Here is a 20206-nt window from a genome sequence, read left to right on the forward strand (position 1 = left end):
TCGGCAGTGCGGGCGAATGGCGAGCGCCCATTACGCCGCACGAGACTGATCCGATGCAACCGGCACGATGATCACGGGGTCACAATTTTTACAGCCCTTGGGCAGGAGCCTCAGCCGATGAAAAACCTGCGAATCGCCACTTACAACGTCAACGGCTTACGCGCGCGTTTGCCGAACCTGCTGGATTGGCTCAAGCGCGAGCAGCCGGATATCGCCTGCCTGCAAGAACTCAAATCCGTCGACACTGCATTCCCCGTCGCTGAACTGGAAGCCGCCGGTTACGGCGCGATCTGGCAGGGCCAGGCCTCCTGGAACGGTGTAGCAATTCTCGCCCGCGATGCGCAGCCGCTGGAGAGCCGGCGCGGTCTGCCGGGTGATCCCGATGACAAGCACAGTCGTTATCTGGAAGCGGCGGTGCATGGGGTGCTGGTCGGCTGCCTGTACCTGCCCAACGGCAACCCGCAGCCGGGGCCGAAATTCGATTACAAACTAGCATGGTTCGAACGGCTGATCAGCTATGCAAAAGACCTGCAAAGCAGCGATCACCCGGTGGTGCTGGCCGGCGACTACAACGTCGTGCCCACCGACATGGACATCTACAACACCCGCTCGTGGCTCAAGGATGCGCTGCTGCAACCCGAGAGCCGCGAGTGTTATCAGCGCTTGCTCGATCAGGGCTGGACCGATTCGCTGCGGCATCTGTATCCCGAGGATCGTCTCTATACGTTTTGGGATTACTTTCGGCAGCATTGGCAAACCAACTCTGGTCTGCGCATCGATCATCTATTGCTCAACCCGGCGCTGAGTCCGTATCTACATGAGGCCGGGGTCGACGCCTGGGTGCGCAACGAACCGCACGCCAGTGACCATGCGCCGACATGGATTCGCATCGGTTCCCGCAAGAAACGCTAGCGGGCGATTGGCGAAATCAATTGTCGAAAGCAGTGCCTGATCCCGTATACATGGCGACCATCAACGCAATGACCTGCGGCCCCATGCATAAGGATCGAGCAATGAGTGAGCCACGCCTGACGAATCTGAAGCTGTACCTGCAACGTCTGGGTTTTGAAACGCCACCGGAACCGACAGTGGCGACCCTGCGCCTGCTGCAACTGCGCCATACCGGCGTGTTCCCTTTCGAGAATCTGGCGACGATTACCGGCGCGGCGGTATTGATCGATCTGCCATCCATTGAAGAGAAAGTCCTGCTCGGTGGACGCGGTGGTTACTGCTACGAGCTCAATAACCTGTTCTTTGCCCTGTTGCTGGAACTGGGCTTCGACGCTCGGGCCATCAGCGGGCGCGTGGTAATGAATCAGCCCGAAGGCAGCTGGACAGCGCGCACACACCGTTTGAGTCTGGTGACCATCGACGACGTGCGCTACATCACAGATGTCGGCTTCGGCGGCATGGTGCCGACCGCGCCGCTGCTGCTCGATACCGAGACCGAGCAAGCGACCCCTCACGAACCTTATCGCATTGAAAAACAGGCCGACGGCTACATGCTACGTGCCAATGTGGCGGGTGAATGGCGGCCGATGTACCTGTTCGATCTGCAACGCCAGGAAGACATCGATTACACCATTGGCAACTGGTATGTCTCGACTCACCCTGAGTCACCGTTTGCACAGCGCCTGATGGTGGCGCGCACCGGGGATGGCTGGCGCAAGACCCTGAACAATGGCAGTTTCGCGATGCATCGCATGGGCGTCAGCAGTGAGCGGCGCGAGGTGGCGGACGTCGGTGAGTTGATTGAATTGCTGGCGCGCGAGTTTGATCTGCACCTGGCTGATGTACCTCACGTGCGGCAGTCTTTGGCGCGGATAATCACGCCGGTCTCCGCCTAGGGTTTGACGTCGGGCTCCAGCACTCGACGGATTTCCCCAACCGCTGCCGACAGCTTTTTCTCCAGGCTCTTGAGATCGGCGGCGGTGATGCCCTTCTTGAATTGCCCGCTCGATTCGACTGGCTCCGGTTTTGCAGCGGCATCCAGCAGCGCATGACGCAGGGTGTTGTTGATCACCGTCTGATAACCGAACCCCTCGTTCTCCGCGACCACACGCGCCGCCTCAATGACGGCGTCGTCGAGCATGATGGTGATACGGGTTTTGCCTTTGTTTGACGCCACTGCGCCACGTTTGCCCTGAGAAAAGTCATATTCGTCTTGCATCGATCAAGCCTCCAGAAAATAAGCGCTACGTTCGCTGGGTGTGGCGACACGCGCAGAAATGATTCGAACGACATTTGCATCCCGGTAACTGTAAGCAACGACCAACAAGCGCCCTTTGCCGTTGGCGCCAATAGTGATCCAGCGCTGTTCGTCATGGTCGTTGTCCTCGATCGTCAGTGCTCGTTCGTCGTGAAAGACCAGTTCGGTCTCGGCGAGGCTGACGCCCTTGTGCTTGAGTTTGTTGGCTGCGTTCTTGCTTTTGTCGTACTGAATTTCAATTGACTTCATTATGCATACTTTATATGTATAAAAAAGAGCGCGACCGCACCGTCGGTCGCCGTGAACACTTCAGCGTAGTGGCGGCAGGCGAGGGCACCGGAGAGGAAGTGTTGCCGGATTTGTGGGGGATGGGAGCAGCGGGCTAGAAGCTTGGGTGGCTACCTATCCATTATGTGACTGATAAGTTGTATACAACTCTATGGACATTTGTCACGAGTATTGAATACAGTGTGCGCATAACAAAAACCAGGGAACCCCCCCACCATGAAAACGCCCCATGTTTCACACCAACGGCCCGAGGACGAAAATCTCGGGGTCGGCGCGAATATGGCTTACGGCCTGCAACATGTTCTGACCATGTACGGCGGTATCGTTGCGGTGCCACTGATCATCGGCCAGGCGGCCGGCCTATCGCCGGCAGACATAGGTTTGTTGATTGCTGCTTCATTGTTTGCGGGGGGGCTGGCGACGCTGCTGCAAACCCTGGGTCTACCGTTTTTTGGCTGTCAGTTGCCGCTGGTGCAGGGCGTGTCGTTTTCGGGTGTGGCGACCATGGTCGCGATCGTCAGCAGTGGCGGGGAGGGCGGCTTCCAGTCGGTGCTTGGCGCAGTGATTGCCGCCTCCTTGATCGGGCTGCTGATCACGCCGGTGTTCTCGCGTATCACCAAGTTCTTCCCGCCATTGGTCACCGGTATCGTGATCACCACCATCGGCCTGACGCTGATGCCGGTGGCCGCACGCTGGGCCATGGGCGGCAACAGTCACGCGCCGGACTTCGGCAGCATGCAGAACATCGGTCTGGCGGCGGTCACGCTGGTATTGGTGCTGCTGCTGAGCAAGGTCGGCAGCTCGACCATCTCGCGTCTGTCGATTCTGTTGGCCATGGTGATCGGCACGGTGCTGGCGGTGTTCCTTGGCATGGCGGATTTCTCCAACGTCACCACCGGGCCGATGTTCGGCTTCCCGACGCCGTTCCATTTCGGAATGCCGACCTTCCACTTCGCCGCGATTCTGTCGATGTGCATCGTGGTCATGGTGACTCTGGTAGAGACTTCGGCGGACATTCTGGCGGTCGGTGAAATCATCGGCACCAAGGTCGATTCCAAACGCCTTGGCAATGGCCTGCGGGCAGACATGCTGTCGAGCATGTTTGCGCCGATTTTCGGTTCGTTCACCCAGAGCGCTTTCGCCCAGAACGTAGGGCTGGTGGCGGTCACCGGGATCAAGAGCCGTTACGTGGTGGCTACGGGCGGTATCTTCCTGGTGATCCTTGGCCTGCTGCCGTTCATGGGCCGGGTTATCGCCGCGGTGCCGACTTCGGTGCTTGGCGGCGCCGGAATCGTGCTGTTCGGTACCGTGGCGGCGAGTGGTATTCGTACACTGTCGAAGGTTGATTACCGCAACAACGTCAACCTGATCATCGTCGCTACCTCGATCGGTTTCGGCATGATCCCGATTGCTGCGCCGAACTTCTACGATCATTTCCCGAGCTGGTTCGCGACCATTTTCCACTCGGGCATCAGCTCGTCGGCGATCATGGCGATCCTGCTCAACCTGGCGTTCAACCACTTCACCGCCGGTAACTCGGATCAACAGTCGGTATTTGCCGCAGCGGAGGAGCGCACTCTGCGTTACCGCGATCTGGCGGCGCTGCGTGAAGGCGATTACTTCAGCGACGGCAAGCTGCATGACTGCGATGGTAAGGAGGTGCCGGTGATCGAGCCGGATGATCACGATCATGGGCATGGCGCGCCGAAGGTGCAGGTGAAAAGCAGCGAGCATGTCTGACCGCTGTAACTAAATAAAAAAGGGCCGATCTGTTAAGCGCAGATCGGCCCTTTTTTGTTTGAAGGTCAAAAAATCGCAGCCTTCGGTATCAACTTGAAGCGAATGGCGGCCGTTCTTTGAACCAGGCCATCGCGTGCTGCTTGAACGCCTCGGCGGGCGGAGTCAGCGGGTAGCGCTGGTCATATGCCAGGACGATGCGCTGCGCAGGCAGTTGTTCAAGGATGGGCAGGCAGACCAGCGGCTGACCATCGTAGCTGTGGTCGCCAAAGGGTCGGGTGTAAGTCAGCGCTACGCCAAATCCGTTGGCCACCAGACTGCGCTGGAACTCGAAGCTGTGGGTGCGCTGGACGCTGGCGGGCGAGAGTCCGTAGACGTTGAACAGGTCCAGCACGTGCTGCGAGCTGTGGATCTGGTCCGTCACTACCAGATTGCATTCGCTCAGGGCCTGCAGGCTGACGCGGCTTTTGCTGGCCAGTGGATGATCAGCCGCCAGCAGCGTGTGGGCCGTCAGTTGCCGCAGCTCAGTGCATTCCATGTGGGCCGGCAGTCCCAGGTCGTAAGTCAGCGCCAGTTCCAGCGAGCCTTCGGCGAGACGCTTGCCGAGATAGTCGAACCCGCCCTCGCGCATATCGACTGTGACCTGAGGATGATCCTGCTGGACGCGCCTGAGAATCTGCGGCAGGCAATACGGCGCCAGGTCTGCGTAACAGCCCAGAACCAGTTCACCGGAAAAGTCGCTGATATCAGTGCCGATGTCGGCAAAGGTGCGAGCCTCGGCCAGCACGCGTTTGGCCTGCGCCATTACCGTGCGGCCAAAGGGTGTCAGGGCGACGCCAAGCCCGCGTTGGCGCACAAACAGAGGCTGGTCGAAAAGTTGTTCGAGTTCGGTAATGGCTGTGGAGATCGAGGGTTGCGAAACATGCAGTTCTTCGGCTGCCAGGGTGAGGTTGCCGTGTTTGGCCGCAGCGAGTGCATAGCGCAGTTGACGCAAGCTGAACTTCATAAGATTTTCTTCGGTGATAAATCAATACATATTATTTTAACTTGGTTGAGTGTCATGAAATAGTCGTTTTGCGGCCACCTTTATTTCTTGCTTGAGGGAGTTTCAGGTCATGACACGCAGTTCGTTCACCATCAATGAAAAAGACATCGAAGCTTTCCAGCGCGATGGTGCGGTTTGCCTGCGCGGAGTCTTCAGCGACTGGATCGAGACCATTGCCGCCGGTATCGAGCGCAACCTCGCCGAGCCGGGCGTTTACGCCAGCCGGTATGTCGAGAAGGACGACCAGCCGGGCGGTTTTTTCGATGACTATTGCAACTGGCAGCGGATTCCGGAGTTTCGCGCGATGGTGCAGGAATCGCCGGCAGCGTCCGTGGCCGCCGCCGTCATGCGCTCGAAGTCGGCACAGTTCTTTCATGACCACGTGCTGGTCAAGGAGCCGGGTGCGCAGAAAGCCACACCCTGGCATCAGGACATTCCCTACTACTTTGTCGAGGGCAGTCAGAACGTCAGTTTCTGGATACCCGTGGACCCGGTGCGAGAGTCGACGTTGCGGCTGCTCGCCGGCTCCCATCGGTGGGAGAAAGGCATAAAGCCCGTGCACTGGGCCGATCAAAGCGATTTTTACAAAGACGCTGACGGCTATCGCGAGGCGCCCGATCCGGATTCGGAGGAGGGCATGCAAGTGCTTGAATGGGAAATGCAACCTGGCGATGCAGTGCTGTTCGATTTTCGCACGGTGCATGGCGCCAGGGGCAATGCGTCGGCGCAGCGTCGCCGGGTATTGTCGCTGCGCTGGCTCGGCGACGATATCCGTTATTTCGAGCGTCCAGGACGGACCTCGCCACCGTATCCAGGGCATGCGATGCAGACCGGTCAGAGACTGCGCGAAGATTGGTTCCCGACGATACATCCAGGAGCTTGAGCTTCACTGTTCACCCTTCGTTCGCCACTGCTGTGGCGAACGCTTGCACTGCCATAACCCTGTCCAATGTGTTGGAGCGTGCGATTGTGAAAATCAAAAAAAAACTTACCGCCACCCTGATTTCCCTCGTTCTGTTGGCCGTGGGTGCCGAGAGCCAGGCAGCCGGTTGGTGTGAGTCGGGCAAGCCGGTCAAGTTTGCCGGGCTCAATTGGGAAAGCGGGATGCTGCTCACCGATGTCTTGCAGGTGTTGCTCAAGGATGGTTACGGCTGTGCCATCGACACGCTGCCGGGCAATTCCATCACCATGGAAAGCGCGCTGGGCAGCAACGACATTCAAGTGCTGGCTGAAGAATGGGTCGGCCGCAGTGAGGTCTGGAACAAAGCGGCGGACAGCGGCAAGGTGGTCGGCGTCGGCGCGCCGATCGTTGGCGCAACCGAAGGCTGGTATGTGCCGCGTTACGTCGTCGAGGGCGATGCGAAACGCAATATCAAGGCCAAGGCGCCAGATTTGAAAAACATCGCCGATCTGCCGAAGTACGCCAGCCTGTTCAAGGATCCGGAAGAACCCGGCAAGGGCCGCTTTTACAACTGCCCGGCCGGCTGGACCTGCGAGCTGGAAAACAGCGACATGCTGAAAAGTTACGGTCTCGAAGCCAGCTACACCAACTTCCGCCCTGGCACCGGTCCGGCGCTGGATGCTGCGGTGCTGTCGAGCTACAAACGTGGCGAGCCGATTCTCTTCTACTACTGGTCACCGACACCGCTCATGGGCCAGGTCGACCTGGTCAAATTGCAGGAGAAGCCGGGCGTCGATAAAAAGATCAGCATCCAGGTGGGGTTGTCCAGTGCGTTCCATGAGCAGGCACCCGAACTGGTGGCGGTGCTGGAAAAAGTCAATCTGCCAATCGATTTGCTGAACCAGAATCTGGCGCGCATGACTAAGGAGCACATTGACTCGCCGAAGCTGGCGAAGATTTTCTTCAAGGAACATCCGGAAATCTGGCACAACTGGGTCAGTGAAGCGGTGGCAAAGAAAATCGACGCGGCGCTGTAACGCGTCAGGGCGCAGGGATGCCCTTTTTTCGGCCGGTCTTCAGGAGGGAAACTGGAATGCCAGAAACGAAAAAACCCGCCATAAGGCGGGTTTTTCGGGAAGTGAAGTTTTCAAAAAAACTTCTCTCAACCGTGTTTGGCTCCACAACCTGGACTCGAACCAGGGACCCAATGATTAACAGTCATTTGCTCTACCAACTGAGCTATTGCGGAATTGGTGCGTATGTTACTGATTCAAAAAGAGAAGTCAAGCGCAGGTTGTAAAATTTGCTGAATCCTCGGGACGAACGGTGACTTGTCAGCGATTGGCGGTTACCAGAACTGCAGCAGAGGTCTACCATGGGCGCCCGGAAGTGGTCACACGCGCTGCCGGCCATTCGCCGAAAAAGGTCTGCGTCATGAACCATTTATCCCGCAACAGCGAGGTGTTCGCATGAGCATCGCGCAAATCAGCCTGCCCAAGGGCGTTGGCCCTCACGCCGAAAAACTCTTCGATGCAATCACCCAGGCCAGTACCGCTGAGGAATTGAACCGCGCCGGTGGCAAGGCCGAAGGCTTCGTCCTGGGTCTTGAAAGCACCAAGGCGATCAAGAGTCAGATCGCCGAATCGCTGTACGTCGTTTATGACGACGCCGCGAGTCAGCGTGCGATCGAACTGGCTTAACTGCCGAAGGTGATGGTGCCCATCATCAGTTTGGCGTAAGCCGCGGTGGCGGCCAGTTGCACCAGCCACAGGACCAGGCCACCCAGGAACACCCCGGCGGCGACTTGCAGCACCAGGCTCTTTTCGCGTTTTGCCGATGCGCGGGGGATGAAATCATCCAGATCGTCACGGTCGGCGCGCAGGTTGTCGTTTTTCATATCTGATCTCACAAAATTCTCGGATGTACAGAAACCCTGTAGGAGTGAGCCTGCTCGCGATATCGGTGTGTCAGGCAATGAAGCGTCAACTGATCCGACGCTATCGCGAGCAGGCTCACTCCTACATTTTGGATTTGTGTGCAGTCTAGAGGTTATGGGCGCTGTTCATCAGGCAAATAAAAACGGGAAGCCCCAAGGCTTCCCGTTTTTCATCACAGTGCGAAATCAGATGACCTGAACAATCGCATCCGTTACCGCCTTGATGTTGTTCTGGTTCAGCGCAGCCACGCAGATGCGGCCGGTGTCCAGGGCGTAGATGCCGAATTCGTTGCGCAGGCGATGCACTTGTTCAGTGGTCAGGCCCGAGTAGGAGAACATGCCGCGCTGACGACCGACGAAGCTGAAGTCGCGGCCCGGGGCTTTCTCTGCCAGCAGGGCAACCATCTGCTCGCGCATGCCGCGAATGCGCAGACGCATCTCGGCCAGCTCGGCTTCCCATTGTGCACGCAGTTCCGGGCTGTTCAATACAGCTGCAACGATGCTTGCGCCGTGGGTCGGCGGGTTGGAGTAGTTGGTGCGGATCACACGCTTGACCTGCGACAGCACGCGCGCGCTTTCTTCTTTCGATTCGCTGATGATCGACAGCGCACCAACGCGCTCGCCGTACAGCGAGAACGATTTGGAGAACGAGCTCGAAACGAAGAAAGTCAGACCGGACTCAGCGAACAGGCGCACAGCTGCGGCGTCTTCGTCGATGCCGTCGCCAAAACCTTGATAGGCCATGTCGAGGAACGGCACGTGACCTTTGGTTTTAACCACTTCCAGCACATTGTTCCAGTCCGCCGGGGTCAGGTCGACGCCGGTCGGGTTGTGGCAGCAGGCGTGCAGGACAACGACCGAGCCGTTCGGCAGGGCGTTGAGGTCGTCGAGCATGCCGGCACGATTCACATCGTGGCTGGCTGCGTCGTAGTAACGGTAGTTCTGCACCGGGAAACCGGCGGTTTCGAACAGGGCACGGTGGTTTTCCCAGCTTGGGTCACTGATCGCCACAACGGCGTTCGGCAGCAGTTGCTTGAGGAAGTCGGCACCGATCTTCAGTGCGCCGGTCCCGCCGACGGCCTGAGTGGTGATGACGCGACCGGCGCTGATCAGCGGCGAGTCGTTGCCGAACAGCAGCTTTTGCACGGCCTGGTCGTAGGCGGCGATACCATCGATCGGCAGGTAACCGCGCGAAGCGTGTTGAGCGGCGCGAACGGTTTCGGCTTCGATCACGGCGCGCAGAAGTGGAATTCGCCCCTCTTCGTTGCAGTAAACACCCACGCCCAGGTTGACCTTGGTGGTCCGGGTATCGGCGTTGAATGCTTCGTTGAGGCCCAGGATTGGATCGCGGGGTGCCATTTCGACAGCGGAGAACAGGCTCATTATTGCGGCGGCTCTGAATGGAGAATGGAGGGACGTGTCGCGCTCCAGCCGGTTGCACTAGAGCGGTGCACAAACGGGGAGCTAGTATAGAGGCCATTACGGAACAATGGCGACAGGCGATTCGGCTTTTAGGGTAAGTTTTTCCGATTATTTCTTGACCGTTAGTCGACTGCACGTGTCAGAGTCTTTACCGGATGTAGGACGTTTGCCTTGAAAGGTGAGGCAATCGCCACCACATTGAGCACAATCCAGGTTTTTTCTTGCGCGACACCGGTCGTTTGCGGTCGTCCCCGTGGTGTACCGCTTTGCTCGGAATGCCGCGATCCCAGAGGTGTATATGTCCGAATTCCAGCTCGTCACCCGCTTCGAGCCCGCCGGCGATCAACCAGAAGCCATCCGCCAATTGGTGGAGGGCATCGAGGCCGGGCTGGCGCACCAGACGCTGCTCGGTGTGACCGGCTCGGGCAAGACCTTCAGCATCGCCAATGTCATCTCGCAGATTCAGCGCCCGACCCTGGTGCTGGCGCCGAACAAGACCCTTGCTGCGCAGCTGTACGGTGAGTTCAAGGCGTTCTTCCCGAATAATGCCGTCGAGTATTTCGTTTCCTACTACGACTACTACCAGCCCGAAGCCTATGTGCCGTCGTCCGACACCTTCATCGAGAAGGATGCGTCGATCAACGACCACATCGAGCAGATGCGCCTGTCCGCAACCAAAGCGTTGCTGGAGCGTAAAGACGCGATCATCGTCACCACGGTGTCGTGCATCTACGGTCTGGGTAGCCCGGAAACCTATTTGAAGATGGTGCTGCACGTCGATCGCGGCGACAAACTCGATCAGCGCGCACTGCTGCGGCGCTTGGCCGACCTGCAATACACCCGCAACGATATGGACTTTGCCCGCGCGACTTTCCGTGTACGCGGCGATGTGATCGACATCTACCCGGCGGAATCCGATCTGGAAGCGATCCGCATCGAGCTGTTCGATGACGAGGTCGAAAGCATTTCCGCGTTCGACCCGTTGACCGGCGAAGTCATCCGCAAGATGCCGCGCTTCACCTTTTACCCGAAGAGCCACTATGTAACGCCACGGGAAACCCTGCTCGACGCCATCGAACACATCAAGGTCGAATTGCAGGAACGCCTCGAATACCTGCGCAGCAACAACAAACTGGTCGAAGCCCAGCGTCTTGAACAGCGCACCCGTTTCGACCTGGAGATGATCCTCGAGTTGGGTTATTGCAACGGCATCGAAAACTACTCGCGCTACCTGTCCGGTCGCCCGGCCGGTGCCGCGCCGCCAACGCTCTACGATTACCTGCCGGCCGATGCCTTGCTGGTGATCGACGAATCCCACGTCAGCGTGCCGCAGGTCGGCGCGATGTATAAGGGCGACCGTTCGCGTAAGGAAACCCTCGTTGAATACGGCTTCCGTTTGCCATCGGCGCTGGATAACCGACCGATGCGTTTTGACGAGTGGGAAGGGGTCAGCCCGCAGACCATTTTCGTCTCGGCGACGCCGGGCAACTACGAAGCCGAGCACGCCGGGCGGGTGGTTGAGCAAGTGGTGCGGCCGACTGGCCTGGTCGACCCGCAGGTTGAAGTGCGTCCGGCGCTGACTCAGGTCGACGATCTGCTCTCGGAAATCAGCAAGCGCGTGGCGGTCGAGGAGCGGGTGCTGGTCACCACGCTGACCAAACGCATGGCCGAAGACCTTACCGATTACCTCGCTGATCACGGCGTACGTGTGCGTTATCTGCACTCGGACATCGACACCGTTGAGCGCGTGGAGATCATTCGCGACCTGCGCCTCGGGACCTTTGATGTGCTGGTCGGGATCAACTTGCTGCGTGAAGGTCTGGACATGCCGGAAGTGTCGCTGGTGGCGATTCTTGATGCCGACAAGGAAGGCTTCCTGCGTTCCGAGCGTTCGCTGATTCAGACCATTGGTCGCGCCGCACGTAACCTCAATGGTCGGGCGATTCTCTATGCCGATCGCATGACCGGTTCGATGGAGCGGGCGATTGGCGAGACCGAGCGGCGTCGCGACAAGCAGATAGCGTTCAACCTGGAAAACGGCATCACCCCGCGCGGGGTGATCAAGGATGTCGCCGACATCATGGAAGGCGCCACCGTGCCGGGTTCGCGCAGCAAGAAGCGCAAAGGCATGGCCAAGGCCGCCGAAGAAAACGCCAAGTACGAAGCCGAACTGCGTTCGCCGAGCGAGATCACCAAGCGCATTCGTGCGCTGGAAGAGAAGATGTATCAGCTGGCGCGGGATCTGGAATTTGAAGCGGCGGCGCAGATGCGCGACGAGATTGCCAAACTGCGTGAGCGGCTTTTGGCGGTCTGAAAATTTGCAGTGTTTAGTCGGGCCTCTTCGCGAGCAAGCTCGCTCCCACATTGGAGTTGTGTCGTTCACAAATCCCCTGTGGGAGCGAGCTTGCTCGCGAATGGGGCGACGCGGTCTTAATGAGACTCCCCAGCCTTCAGCCCCTCTGGCAATTTCTTGGTCAACAAAATCGCCAACATGCTGATCCCCAGCGCAATCCCGACAAAGTGAAACGCATCGTTGTAAGCCATGATCGCCGCCTGCTGATGGACGATCTCGCTCAGCTTGCCCAACGCCGCCGTATCACTGCCAAACCGATCAGTCATCGACGCCAACCGCTCGGCCACCTGCGGATTGGTCGGCACCACCGCCTCGCGCAAATAATCGAAGTAAGTCTTGGTGCGCGCATCCAGAAGCGTCGCCAACAAAGCAATCCCGATCGCACCGCCGAGGTTACGCAGAATATTGAACAGACTCGACGCCGACCCCGCGTCTTGCGGCAGGATGTACGCCGTGGCGATCAGCGAAATGGTCACCATGATCAACGGCTGACCCAGCGCGCGAATGATCTGGATCTGATTGAACTGCGGCCCGGCGAAATCCGGGTTGAGCACCCCTGATGAAAAACTCGCCAAACCAAACAAGCCAAAACCAATCGTGCACAGCCATTTCGGCGAGACAAACTTCATCAACTTCGGCACCAGCGGAATCAGGAACAGCTGCGGCACGCCCATCCACATGATCACTTCGCCGATCTGCAGGGCGTTGTAGTTCTGGATCTGCGCCAGATACAGCGGCAACAGATAGATTGAACCGTACAACCCGACACCCATGCCCAGACTGGAAATACTCGACAGACCGAAATTGCGATTACGCAGGATGCCCAGATTGATCAGCGGATTCGGTTTGGAAATCTGCACGATCACAAAGGTAATCAGGCTGAGCAGGGCAATGCTGCCCAGGGTCACGATCAGGCTCGACTCCAGCCAATCCTTGCGATGGCCTTCTTCAAGGAATACCTGCAGACAACCGAGGCCAATCCCCAGCGTGAGAATGCCGGTGTAGTCGGTGCTTTTCAGCAGTTCCCAGTGCGCTTCTTTCTTCTCCAGCCCGTACATCAGGCCGGCAATCATGATCAGGCCCGGCGGAATGTTGATGTAGAAGATGTATTCCCAACCCCAGTTTTCCGTGAGCCAGCCGCCCAGCGTCGGGCCGATGGATGGGGCGAAGGTCGCGGTCATGGCAAACATCGCCATGCCTTTGGCGCGGTGGTGTTCGGGGAGTTTGATCAAGGTCAGGGTGAACGCCAGCGGGATCAGCGCGCCGCCGGTAAAACCCTGCATGGCGCGGAAGACGATCATGCTCTCCAGGCTCCAGGCCATCGAGCACAGCAGCGATGAAACCAGAAACCCCAGCGACACCCACACCGCCAGACGTCGCGCCGACAGCAACTGCACCAGCCACGCGGTCAGCGGAATCATGATGATTTCCGCGACCAGATACGAGGTGGAAATCCATGAGCCTTCTTCCAGCGTCGCCGATAAGGCGCCCTGAATATCCTTCAGAGAAGAGTTGGTGATCTGAATGTCGAGCACGGCCATAAACGCGCCGAGCATCACGCTCATCACCGCAATCCAATCGCGCCGGGTCGGTTCGCCGACCGGGCGGATCAGCGCATCACCGGCCATTGTCCGGGGCGTCTTTGATGTTCACGGTGGCGGTCACCGACATGCCCGGACGGATCTTGCCGTGCAACGGGTTGTCGGCCTTGAAGGTCAGTTTTACCGGAATTCGCTGCACGACTTTGGTGAAGTTGCCGGTGGCGTTGTCCGGCGGCAGCAGGCTGAATTGCGCGCCGGAGGCGGCGAACAGGCTGTCGACCCGCGCTTCGATTGGCGTGTCGCTGTAGGCATCGAAGGTCAGCTCGGCTTTTTGCCCGGGCTGCATGTGGCCGATCTGGGTTTCCTTGAAGTTGGCCTGCACCCAGATGTCTTCGTCCGGGACGATCGACAGCAGGTAAGCGCCAGCCTGCACCACTTGGCCGTTACGGGCGGCGCGCTGGCCGACCAGACCACTGATTGGCGCGTGGATTTCACTGCGGGTCAGGTTGAGTTCGGCTTGCGCGAGATCGGCGCGGGCGTTGGCGATCTGCGCGTCGAGGCGTTTGATTTCTGCGTTCAGGGCGTTGACCTGCTGACGCTGACCTTGCGCATCGGCCTGCGCCTTTGCCACCTGCGAACGGGCGATATGAGCGTCAGCGGAGAGGGTGGTCACGCGTTCTTCGGAAACGTAACCGGGTTTGCGCAGGGTTTCAGCACGCGACAAATCCATTTGCGAGCGGCCCAACGTTGCTTGGGTGGTTGCCACTTGTGCGTCGCTGGAAGCAATCAGACTGGCTTGCTGAGTCAATTTGCTTTGCGCTTGCAGGCGCTCGGCTTCGCGGGTGGCAAGGGCGGCATTGGCGCGATCGATGGCCAGACGGAAATCATTCGGTTCGAGGCGCACCAGCAACTGGCCTTTTTCCACGTGTTGATTGTCCTGCACCAGCACTTCATCGATGCGCGCGCTCAACTGGCTCGACACACGGGTGATTTCGCCCTGGACATAGGCGTTGTCGGTGCTTTCATAAAAACGCCCCTTGAAAAACCAATGGGCGAAAAAGCCCCCGGCAATCAGCAGGACGAGCAGCAGGAAAATCAACAGGCGACGCTTGAGTTGGGCAGGCATGGGCAAACTGTAGTCGATGAATTGTAAGGAAAGTTATCAGCAGGCGAATCTGGCATACAGCCGATAAACGGTAAATGCCATCCGCTGATATTTGCCCATTCACCACGGCTTACGGGCGTTCCAGACGCAAACTTGGCTTAAATGCCCTGCCCGCTGGAGCGGGGCGGGTGTCGCCTGTTACCATTCGCCGCTTGATTGTTTTGCTTTTCATTCTTTTCGAGACATGCCATGACCACCGTCCGCACTCGCATCGCGCCATCGCCTACCGGGGACCCCCACGTAGGTACCGCTTACATCGCATTGTTCAACTACTGCTTTGCCAAGCAGCATGGCGGTGAGTTCATCCTGCGCATCGAAGACACTGACCAGTTGCGTTCGACCCGCGAGTCCGAACAGCAGATCTTCGACGCCCTGCGCTGGTTGGGTATCGACTGGAGCGAAGGCCCGGACGTCGGCGGCCCGCACGGCCCGTATCGCCAGAGTGAGCGCGGCGACATCTATCAAAAGTACTGCCAGCAACTGGTCGACATGGGCCACGCGTTTCCGTGCTTCTGCACCGCTGAAGAGCTGGATCAGATGCGCGCCGAGCAAATGGCTCGCGGCGAAACACCACGTTATGACGGCCGCGCGCTGCTGCTGTCGAAAGAAGAAGTCGCCGCCCGTCTGGCCGCTGGCGAGCCGCACGTGATCCGCATGAAAGTGCCGAGCGAAGGCGTTTGCGTGGTGCCGGACATGCTCCGTGGCGACGTCGAGATCCCGTGGGATCGCATGGACATGCAAGTGCTGATGAAGACCGACGGCCTGCCGACGTACTTCCTCGCCAATGTCGTCGACGACCACCTGATGGGCATCACCCACGTGCTGCGCGGCGAAGAGTGGCTGCCATCGGCACCGAAACTGATTCTGCTTTACGAGTACTTCGGCTGGGAACAGCCAGAGCTGTGCTACATGCCGCTGCTGCGTAACCCGGACAAGAGCAAGCTGTCCAAGCGCAAGAACCCTACCTCGGTGACATTCTACGAGCGCATGGGCTTCATGCCGGAAGCGATGCTCAACTATCTCGGCCGCATGGGCTGGTCGATGCCGGACGAGCGCGAGAAGTTCTCGCTGCAGGAAATGGTCGACAACTTCGACCTCAAGCGTGTCTCGCTGGGCGGGCCGATCTTCGACATCGAGAAGCTGTCGTGGCTCAACGGCCAGTGGCTGCGTGATCTGCCGGTGGAAGAGTTCGCCAGCCGTTTGCAGACCTGGGCGTTGAACCCGGAATACATGATGAAGATCGCCCCGCTGGTGCAGGGCCGCGTTGAAACCTTCAGCCAGGTTGCACCGCTGGGCGGGTTCTTCTTCGCCGGTGGCGTTAACCCGGATGCCAAGCTGTTCGAATCGAAGAAGCTCTCGGGCGATCAGGTTCGGCAGTTGATGCAGTTGATCCTGTGGAAGCTGGAAAGCCTGCGTCAGTGGGAGAAGGACAACATCACCGCGACGATTCAGGCAGTGGTCGAATCGCTGGAGTTGAAACTGCGTGATGCGATGCCATTGATGTTTGCCGCGATCACCGGGCAGGCGAGTTCCGTCTCGGTGCTCGATGCCATGGAAATCCTTGGCCCGGATCTGACCCGTTATCGTCTGCGGCAGGCGATTGACCTGCTGGGTGGCGTGTCGAAGAAAGAAAACAAAGAGTGGGAAAAGCTGCTCGGCGCTATCGCCTAAGCGCTTGCGGCTTTGTGCAGGAGCTGCCGAAGGCTGCGATCTTTTGATCGTGCCTTCGGCGCTTCTCCCGAATTTACGGGGGGAGGGCGGTAAGTGATTGTTATGCCGACGAAAAATTTTGAAATTTTTCAAAAATAAGTTTGACAGGCTTTCGATACGCCCTTAAGATTCGCCCCGTCCTCAGCGATGACATCAACGATGAGGGGCTATAGCTCAGCTGGGAGAGCGCTTGCATGGCATGCAAGAGGTCGACGGTTCGATCCCGTCTAGCTCCACCAATTTACACTTCGAAGCCTGGCCACACCGGCTCCGAAGCGATCAACACTCAGCGTTGATCAGTTGTATAGAAGGGTTTGCGTCCCCTTCGTCTAGTGGCCTAGGACACCGCCCTTTCACGGCGGTAACAGGGGTTCGAGTCCCCTAGGGGACGCCAGTTTTACAGAAGTGATATTGCAAGATGTCACTCCGCCGCGAGGCGAAAAATCCGGGGCTTTAGCTCAGCTGGGAGAGCGCCTGCATGGCATGCAGGAGGTCAGCGGTTCGATCCCGCTAAGCTCCACCAATTTACACGTTCAAGGTCTGGCCACACCGGCCTTGAATCGATCAGATCTCAGCACTGATCAGTTGTATAGAAGGTTTGTGTCCCCTTCGTCTAGTGGCCTAGGACACCGCCCTTTCACGGCGGTAACAGGGGTTCGAGTCCCCTAGGGGACGCCACGATTACCCGCTCTGCGGGATTTTATAAGGGTCATTCAATTATTGAATGGCCCTTTTGTTTGTCTGGCGTTTGGCCAATTCTCCTTTTTCCTTACACTGTGCATCAGACCAGCGGTCATATCCTTGACTTGCAGAATATTATTATGCGAATAATATTCTAGTCGTAATATTCGGAGGCAACGATGAACGATAAAAAAGCTCAAACCCGCGAACGCATCCTCAAGGCTGCCAGCGCCGCACTGATTCAGCGTGGCCCGGCCGACCCTAGCGTGGGCGAAGTGATGGGCGCAGCCGGCCTGACCGTCGGCGGTTTCTATGCGCACTTCGAAAGCAAGGACGCGATGATGCTGGAAGCGTTCAAGCAGCTTCTCGGCCGCCGCCGCGACCTGATTGCCGACATGGATGCCGAGCTGACCGGTGAAGAGCGTCGTGCCTTGGTCGCCGCGTTTTACCTGTCGCGCAAGCATCGTGATTCCAGCGACGCGGCATGCCCGATTCCAGCATCGATCGGCGAGCTGGGGCGCTTGCCGGAATCGTTCCGCATCGCGCTGAACGAGCACCTGGAATTGATGATTGCGCAGTTGGCGTCCAGCCCTGAGGACACCGACAAAGCCTTGGCTGACGTGGCTTTGATGGTGGGTGGTCTGGCACTCGCAAGAGCGCTCGGCCCGGGAGACTTATCCGATCGATTGCTGCGCGCTGCCAAGTCGGCGGTGCGTTGACCTGAAGGCAACTCGCCTGAGGAGAGAGCGATGAACACGTTGAAGTGGGTTCGTGGCGTTAATGGCACCTTGGGCTGGATTGCACCGAAACGCGTGGCGAGCAAAATGCGTGTGGCATTCATGACGCCACGTTCGCTGCCTCTTCGTGATTGGGAATTGCCGCTGCTGGCCAGTTCCGAACGCATCACTTTGCGTTTTGGTCTCTCGGCGCTGCGCTGGGGTCAGGGCCCGACGGTGCTGCTGATGCACGGCTGGGAAGGGCGGCCAACCCAGTTTGCCGCGCTGATCACTGCGCTGGTCGATGCCGGGTATACCGTCGTCGCGTTGGATGGTCCGGCTCACGGTCGCTCGCCGGGGCGTGAAGCCAATGTGGTGTTGTTCGCCCGGGCGATGCTCGAAGCGGCTGCCGAGTTGCCACCATTGCAAGCGATCATCGGTCATTCCATGGGCGGCGCCAGCGCCATGCTCGCCGTGCAATTGGGCTTGCGCACCGAAACCCTAGTCAGCATTGCCGCGCCTGCGCGCATTCTTGGTGTACTGCGCGGTTTCGCCCGCTACGTTGGTATGCCGCCGCGAGCGCGCTCCGCCTTCATCCGTCAGGTCGAGCAAGATGTCGGTATGCGCGCCGCGACTCTCGACGTTGCCCACTATCAACTGGATATGCCCGGCCTGATCGTGCATGCCGAGGACGACAATTTCGTCTCGGTCAAGGAATCGCAACTGATCCACGAATCCTGGTTCGACAGTCGCCTGTTGCGCCTTGAAGGCGGCGGGCACCAGCGTGTGCTAGCCGACCCTCGGGTGATTGATGGCGTGTTATCACTGCTGGCCGGCCGTAGCCTTCAGGCGCGCCAATCGGCCTGAGCTCCGTTACACTGCTCCGGTTGAATACTTTGACCGGGAGTGGGGCATGGGTTGGGATCGGGCAACGCCGTTTACCATTGATCTGCAAGTAGGCGCTGAGGATATCGACGGGTTGGGCCACGCGAATAACGCCGTGTACGTGACCTGGCTCGAGCGCTGCGCCTGGCGCCACTCGCAGCGTCTGGGCCTGGATCTGGTCGAGTATCGGCGACTGGATCGGGCGATGGCCGTGGTGCGTCACGAGATCGATTATCTCGCCGCCGCCTATGAAGGCGACGAACTGCAATTGGCAACCTGGATTGTCGATTGGGATCAGCGCCTGAAAATGACCCGGCATTTCCAGCTCAAGCGCCCGAGCGACAATGCCACGCTGTTGCGCGCGCAGACCACGTTTGTCTGTATTGAGCTGTCGACCGGTAAGCCGAAGCGCATGCCGGCTGAGTTCATCGAAGGTTATGGCCCGGCGATCCAGATCCCCGAGTCGGCAAATATCTAAACTGTAGGAGTGAGCCTGCTCGCGATAGCGGTGTGTCAGCCAACATATGCCTCACTGACACACCGCTATCGCGAGCAGGCTCACTCCTACAAGGGATCTGCGGATTTGTGCGATATCCAGTAAACTGCCGCACGTTTTTCTTCAAGTAGTGTTTTCCCATGCAAATTGCTCTGGCGCCCATGGAGGGGTTGGTCGACGACATCCTCCGCGACGTGCTGACCCGCGTTGGCGGCATCGACTGGTGTGTGACCGAGTTCATTCGGGTCAACGACCAGCTGCTCACGCCGGCCTATTTCCACAAGTTCGGCCCGGAGTTGCTCAACGGTGCCCGCACCGCCTCCGGTGTGCCATTGCGCGTGCAATTGCTCGGTTCCGACCCGGTGTGTCTGGCGGAAAACGCTGCACTGGCCTGCGAACTCGGCTCTGAAGTGATTGACCTCAACTTCGGCTGCCCGGCCAAGACCGTCAATAAATCCCGTGGTGGTGCGGTCCTGCTCAAAGAGCCGGAACTGCTCAACCAGATCGTCGAACACGTGCGCCGCGCTGTACCCGCGCACATTCCCGTCACCGCAAAAATGCGCCTGGGCTTCGACAGTCCCGACGGTTCGCTGGTCTGCGCCACTGCGTTGGCTGAAGGCGGCGCCGAGCACATTGTGGTGCATGCCCGAACCAAAATGGACGGCTACAAGCCGCCGGCGCATTGGGAGTGGATTCCTCGCGTACAGGACGTGGTCAAAGTCCCGGTGTTCGCCAACGGTGATATCTGGAGCGTCGAAGACTGGCGCCGCTGCCGCGAAATCAGCGGCGTCGAAGACATCATGCTCGGTCGCGGTCTGGTCTCGCGCCCGGATCTGGCCAGGCAGATTGCTGCCGCTCGCGCTGGCGAAGAAGTGGTCGAGATGACCTGGGCCGAGCTGATGCCGCTGATTCAGGACTTCTGGCTGCAAGCCAAAGCGCAGATGACCGCACGCCAATCGCCGGGCCGTTTGAAGCAATGGTTGGCCATGCTGACGCGCAATTATCCCGAGGCCACCGAGCTGTTTACGGTGCTGCGCCGTGAGACCGAACCGGATCATGTCTCGCGTCTGCTCGGTCTGCCAGTGGCTGAAGCGGCTTGAAAAAAATCTGCGAATAATCTC

19 protein-coding genes and 5 tRNA genes are annotated in these 20206 nt (G+C 58.8%); 16 read left to right on the forward strand and 8 right to left on the reverse strand.

Annotated elements, in window-relative coordinates; translation table 11 throughout:
* The first annotated feature begins 117 nt into the window (after positions 1 to 117).
* Both xth and CLU80_RS23505 read left to right on the forward strand, forming a co-directional pair.
* The gene (gene xth, locus CLU80_RS23500; RefSeq protein ID WP_093432029.1) at positions 118 to 912 is read left to right on the forward strand and encodes an exodeoxyribonuclease III; all 795 of its coding nucleotides are present in this window, start codon (positions 118 to 120) and stop codon (positions 910 to 912) included.
* Positions 913 to 1013: 101 nt separating this feature from the next.
* Complete coding sequence (locus CLU80_RS23505; protein ID WP_099758518.1) at positions 1014 to 1847, forward strand: arylamine N-acetyltransferase family protein; 834 nt, start codon at positions 1014 to 1016, stop codon at positions 1845 to 1847.
* Here CLU80_RS23505 and CLU80_RS23510 read toward each other — a convergent pair.
* Positions 1844 to 2170: a BrnA antitoxin family protein gene (locus CLU80_RS23510; RefSeq protein WP_099758519.1), complete on the reverse strand. Its 327-nt coding sequence runs from the start codon at positions 2168 to 2170 to the stop codon at positions 1844 to 1846. The two genes, CLU80_RS23505 and CLU80_RS23510, sit on opposite strands and share 4 nt — an antisense overlap.
* Positions 2171 to 2173: 3 nt before the next feature.
* Positions 2174 to 2458: a BrnT family toxin gene (locus tag CLU80_RS23515; protein WP_099758520.1), complete on the reverse strand. Its 285-nt coding sequence runs from the start codon at positions 2456 to 2458 to the stop codon at positions 2174 to 2176.
* A gap of 255 nt (positions 2459 to 2713) precedes the next feature.
* On the opposite strand from CLU80_RS23515, the gene CLU80_RS23520 reads away from it, so the two are divergent.
* Complete coding sequence (locus tag CLU80_RS23520; RefSeq protein ID WP_077571909.1) at positions 2714 to 4237, forward strand: nucleobase:cation symporter-2 family protein; 1524 nt, start codon at positions 2714 to 2716, stop codon at positions 4235 to 4237.
* Between the two features lie 88 nt (positions 4238 to 4325).
* Here CLU80_RS23520 and CLU80_RS23525 read toward each other — a convergent pair whose 3' ends face one another.
* Positions 4326 to 5240, reverse strand: coding sequence for a LysR family transcriptional regulator (locus tag CLU80_RS23525; RefSeq protein WP_099758521.1), 915 nt, complete (start codon positions 5238 to 5240; stop codon positions 4326 to 4328).
* 109 nt (positions 5241 to 5349) lie between these two features.
* Here CLU80_RS23525 and CLU80_RS23530 point away from each other — a divergent pair, with 109 nt between their 5' ends.
* On the forward strand, positions 5350 to 6162 hold the full coding sequence (locus CLU80_RS23530; RefSeq protein ID WP_099758522.1) for a phytanoyl-CoA dioxygenase family protein: 813 nt from the start codon (positions 5350 to 5352) through the stop codon (positions 6160 to 6162).
* Positions 6163 to 6254: 92 nt separating this feature from the next.
* Positions 6255 to 7217: an ABC transporter substrate-binding protein gene (locus CLU80_RS23535; RefSeq protein WP_502694641.1), complete on the forward strand. Its 963-nt coding sequence runs from the start codon at positions 6255 to 6257 to the stop codon at positions 7215 to 7217.
* 136 nt (positions 7218 to 7353) lie between these two features.
* Here the strand turns inward: CLU80_RS23535 and CLU80_RS23540 are convergent.
* A tRNA-Asn gene (locus tag CLU80_RS23540) sits at positions 7354 to 7429 on the reverse strand.
* Positions 7430 to 7649: 220 nt separating this feature from the next.
* On the opposite strand from CLU80_RS23540, the gene CLU80_RS23545 reads away from it, so the two are divergent.
* Positions 7650 to 7880 carry a hypothetical protein gene (locus CLU80_RS23545; RefSeq protein ID WP_093432041.1) on the forward strand — a complete coding sequence of 77 codons (231 nt, stop codon included), beginning with the start codon at positions 7650 to 7652 and terminating at the stop codon, positions 7878 to 7880.
* Here CLU80_RS23545 and CLU80_RS23550 read toward each other — a convergent pair.
* Both CLU80_RS23550 and CLU80_RS23560 read right to left on the reverse strand, forming a co-directional pair.
* Positions 7877 to 8077: a hypothetical protein gene (locus tag CLU80_RS23550; RefSeq protein WP_095047664.1), complete on the reverse strand. Its 201-nt coding sequence runs from the start codon at positions 8075 to 8077 to the stop codon at positions 7877 to 7879. The two genes, CLU80_RS23545 and CLU80_RS23550, sit on opposite strands and share 4 nt — an antisense overlap.
* Positions 8078 to 8302: 225 nt before the next feature.
* Positions 8303 to 9499, reverse strand: coding sequence for an amino acid aminotransferase (locus tag CLU80_RS23560; RefSeq protein WP_099758523.1), 1197 nt, complete (start codon positions 9497 to 9499; stop codon positions 8303 to 8305).
* A 337-nt stretch (positions 9500 to 9836) separates the two neighbouring features.
* Here CLU80_RS23560 and uvrB point away from each other — a divergent pair, with 337 nt between their 5' ends.
* The gene (gene uvrB, locus CLU80_RS23565; RefSeq protein WP_007913411.1) at positions 9837 to 11852 is read left to right on the forward strand and encodes an excinuclease ABC subunit UvrB; all 2016 of its coding nucleotides are present in this window, start codon (positions 9837 to 9839) and stop codon (positions 11850 to 11852) included.
* Between the two features lie 116 nt (positions 11853 to 11968).
* Here uvrB and CLU80_RS23570 read toward each other — a convergent pair whose 3' ends face one another.
* Entirely contained in the window at positions 11969 to 13519 is a 1551-nt protein-coding gene (locus CLU80_RS23570) for an MDR family MFS transporter (protein WP_099758524.1), read from the reverse strand.
* On the reverse strand, positions 13509 to 14558 hold the full coding sequence (locus CLU80_RS23575) for an HlyD family secretion protein (protein ID WP_093432053.1): 1050 nt from the start codon (positions 14556 to 14558) through the stop codon (positions 13509 to 13511). The genes CLU80_RS23570 and CLU80_RS23575 overlap by 11 nt, the downstream gene beginning before the upstream one ends.
* A gap of 228 nt (positions 14559 to 14786) precedes the next feature.
* Here CLU80_RS23575 and gltX point away from each other — a divergent pair, with 228 nt between their 5' ends.
* From gltX to CLU80_RS23625, 9 genes are all read left to right on the forward strand, one after another.
* The gene (gltX, locus tag CLU80_RS23580; protein WP_099758525.1) at positions 14787 to 16268 is read left to right on the forward strand and encodes a glutamate--tRNA ligase; all 1482 of its coding nucleotides are present in this window, start codon (positions 14787 to 14789) and stop codon (positions 16266 to 16268) included.
* A 202-nt stretch (positions 16269 to 16470) separates the two neighbouring features.
* A tRNA-Ala gene (locus CLU80_RS23585) sits at positions 16471 to 16546 on the forward strand.
* A 79-nt stretch (positions 16547 to 16625) separates the two neighbouring features.
* Positions 16626 to 16701 (forward strand) — tRNA-Glu (locus CLU80_RS23590).
* A 53-nt stretch (positions 16702 to 16754) separates the two neighbouring features.
* Positions 16755 to 16830: transfer RNA gene (locus CLU80_RS23595), tRNA-Ala, on the forward strand.
* A gap of 79 nt (positions 16831 to 16909) precedes the next feature.
* Positions 16910 to 16985, forward strand: a tRNA-Glu gene (locus tag CLU80_RS23600).
* A 182-nt stretch (positions 16986 to 17167) separates the two neighbouring features.
* Entirely contained in the window at positions 17168 to 17707 is a 540-nt protein-coding gene (locus tag CLU80_RS23605; protein WP_007913421.1) for a TetR/AcrR family transcriptional regulator, read from the forward strand.
* Positions 17708 to 17737: 30 nt separating this feature from the next.
* A complete protein-coding gene (locus CLU80_RS23610; protein WP_099758526.1) occupies positions 17738 to 18571 on the forward strand; it encodes an alpha/beta fold hydrolase in 834 nt (277 codons plus the stop codon).
* A 46-nt stretch (positions 18572 to 18617) separates the two neighbouring features.
* Positions 18618 to 19067: an acyl-CoA thioesterase gene (locus CLU80_RS23615; RefSeq protein ID WP_099758527.1), complete on the forward strand. Its 450-nt coding sequence runs from the start codon at positions 18618 to 18620 to the stop codon at positions 19065 to 19067.
* 158 nt (positions 19068 to 19225) lie between these two features.
* Positions 19226 to 20185, forward strand: coding sequence for a tRNA dihydrouridine synthase (locus tag CLU80_RS23625; protein ID WP_007913426.1), 960 nt, complete (start codon positions 19226 to 19228; stop codon positions 20183 to 20185).
* The last annotated feature ends 21 nt before the right edge of the window (positions 20186 to 20206 follow it).

Origin of the sequence: Pseudomonas sp. 29 (genome assembly GCF_002754355.1) — a bacterium.
Classification (GTDB): domain Bacteria; phylum Pseudomonadota; class Gammaproteobacteria; order Pseudomonadales; family Pseudomonadaceae; genus Aquipseudomonas; species Aquipseudomonas neuropathica.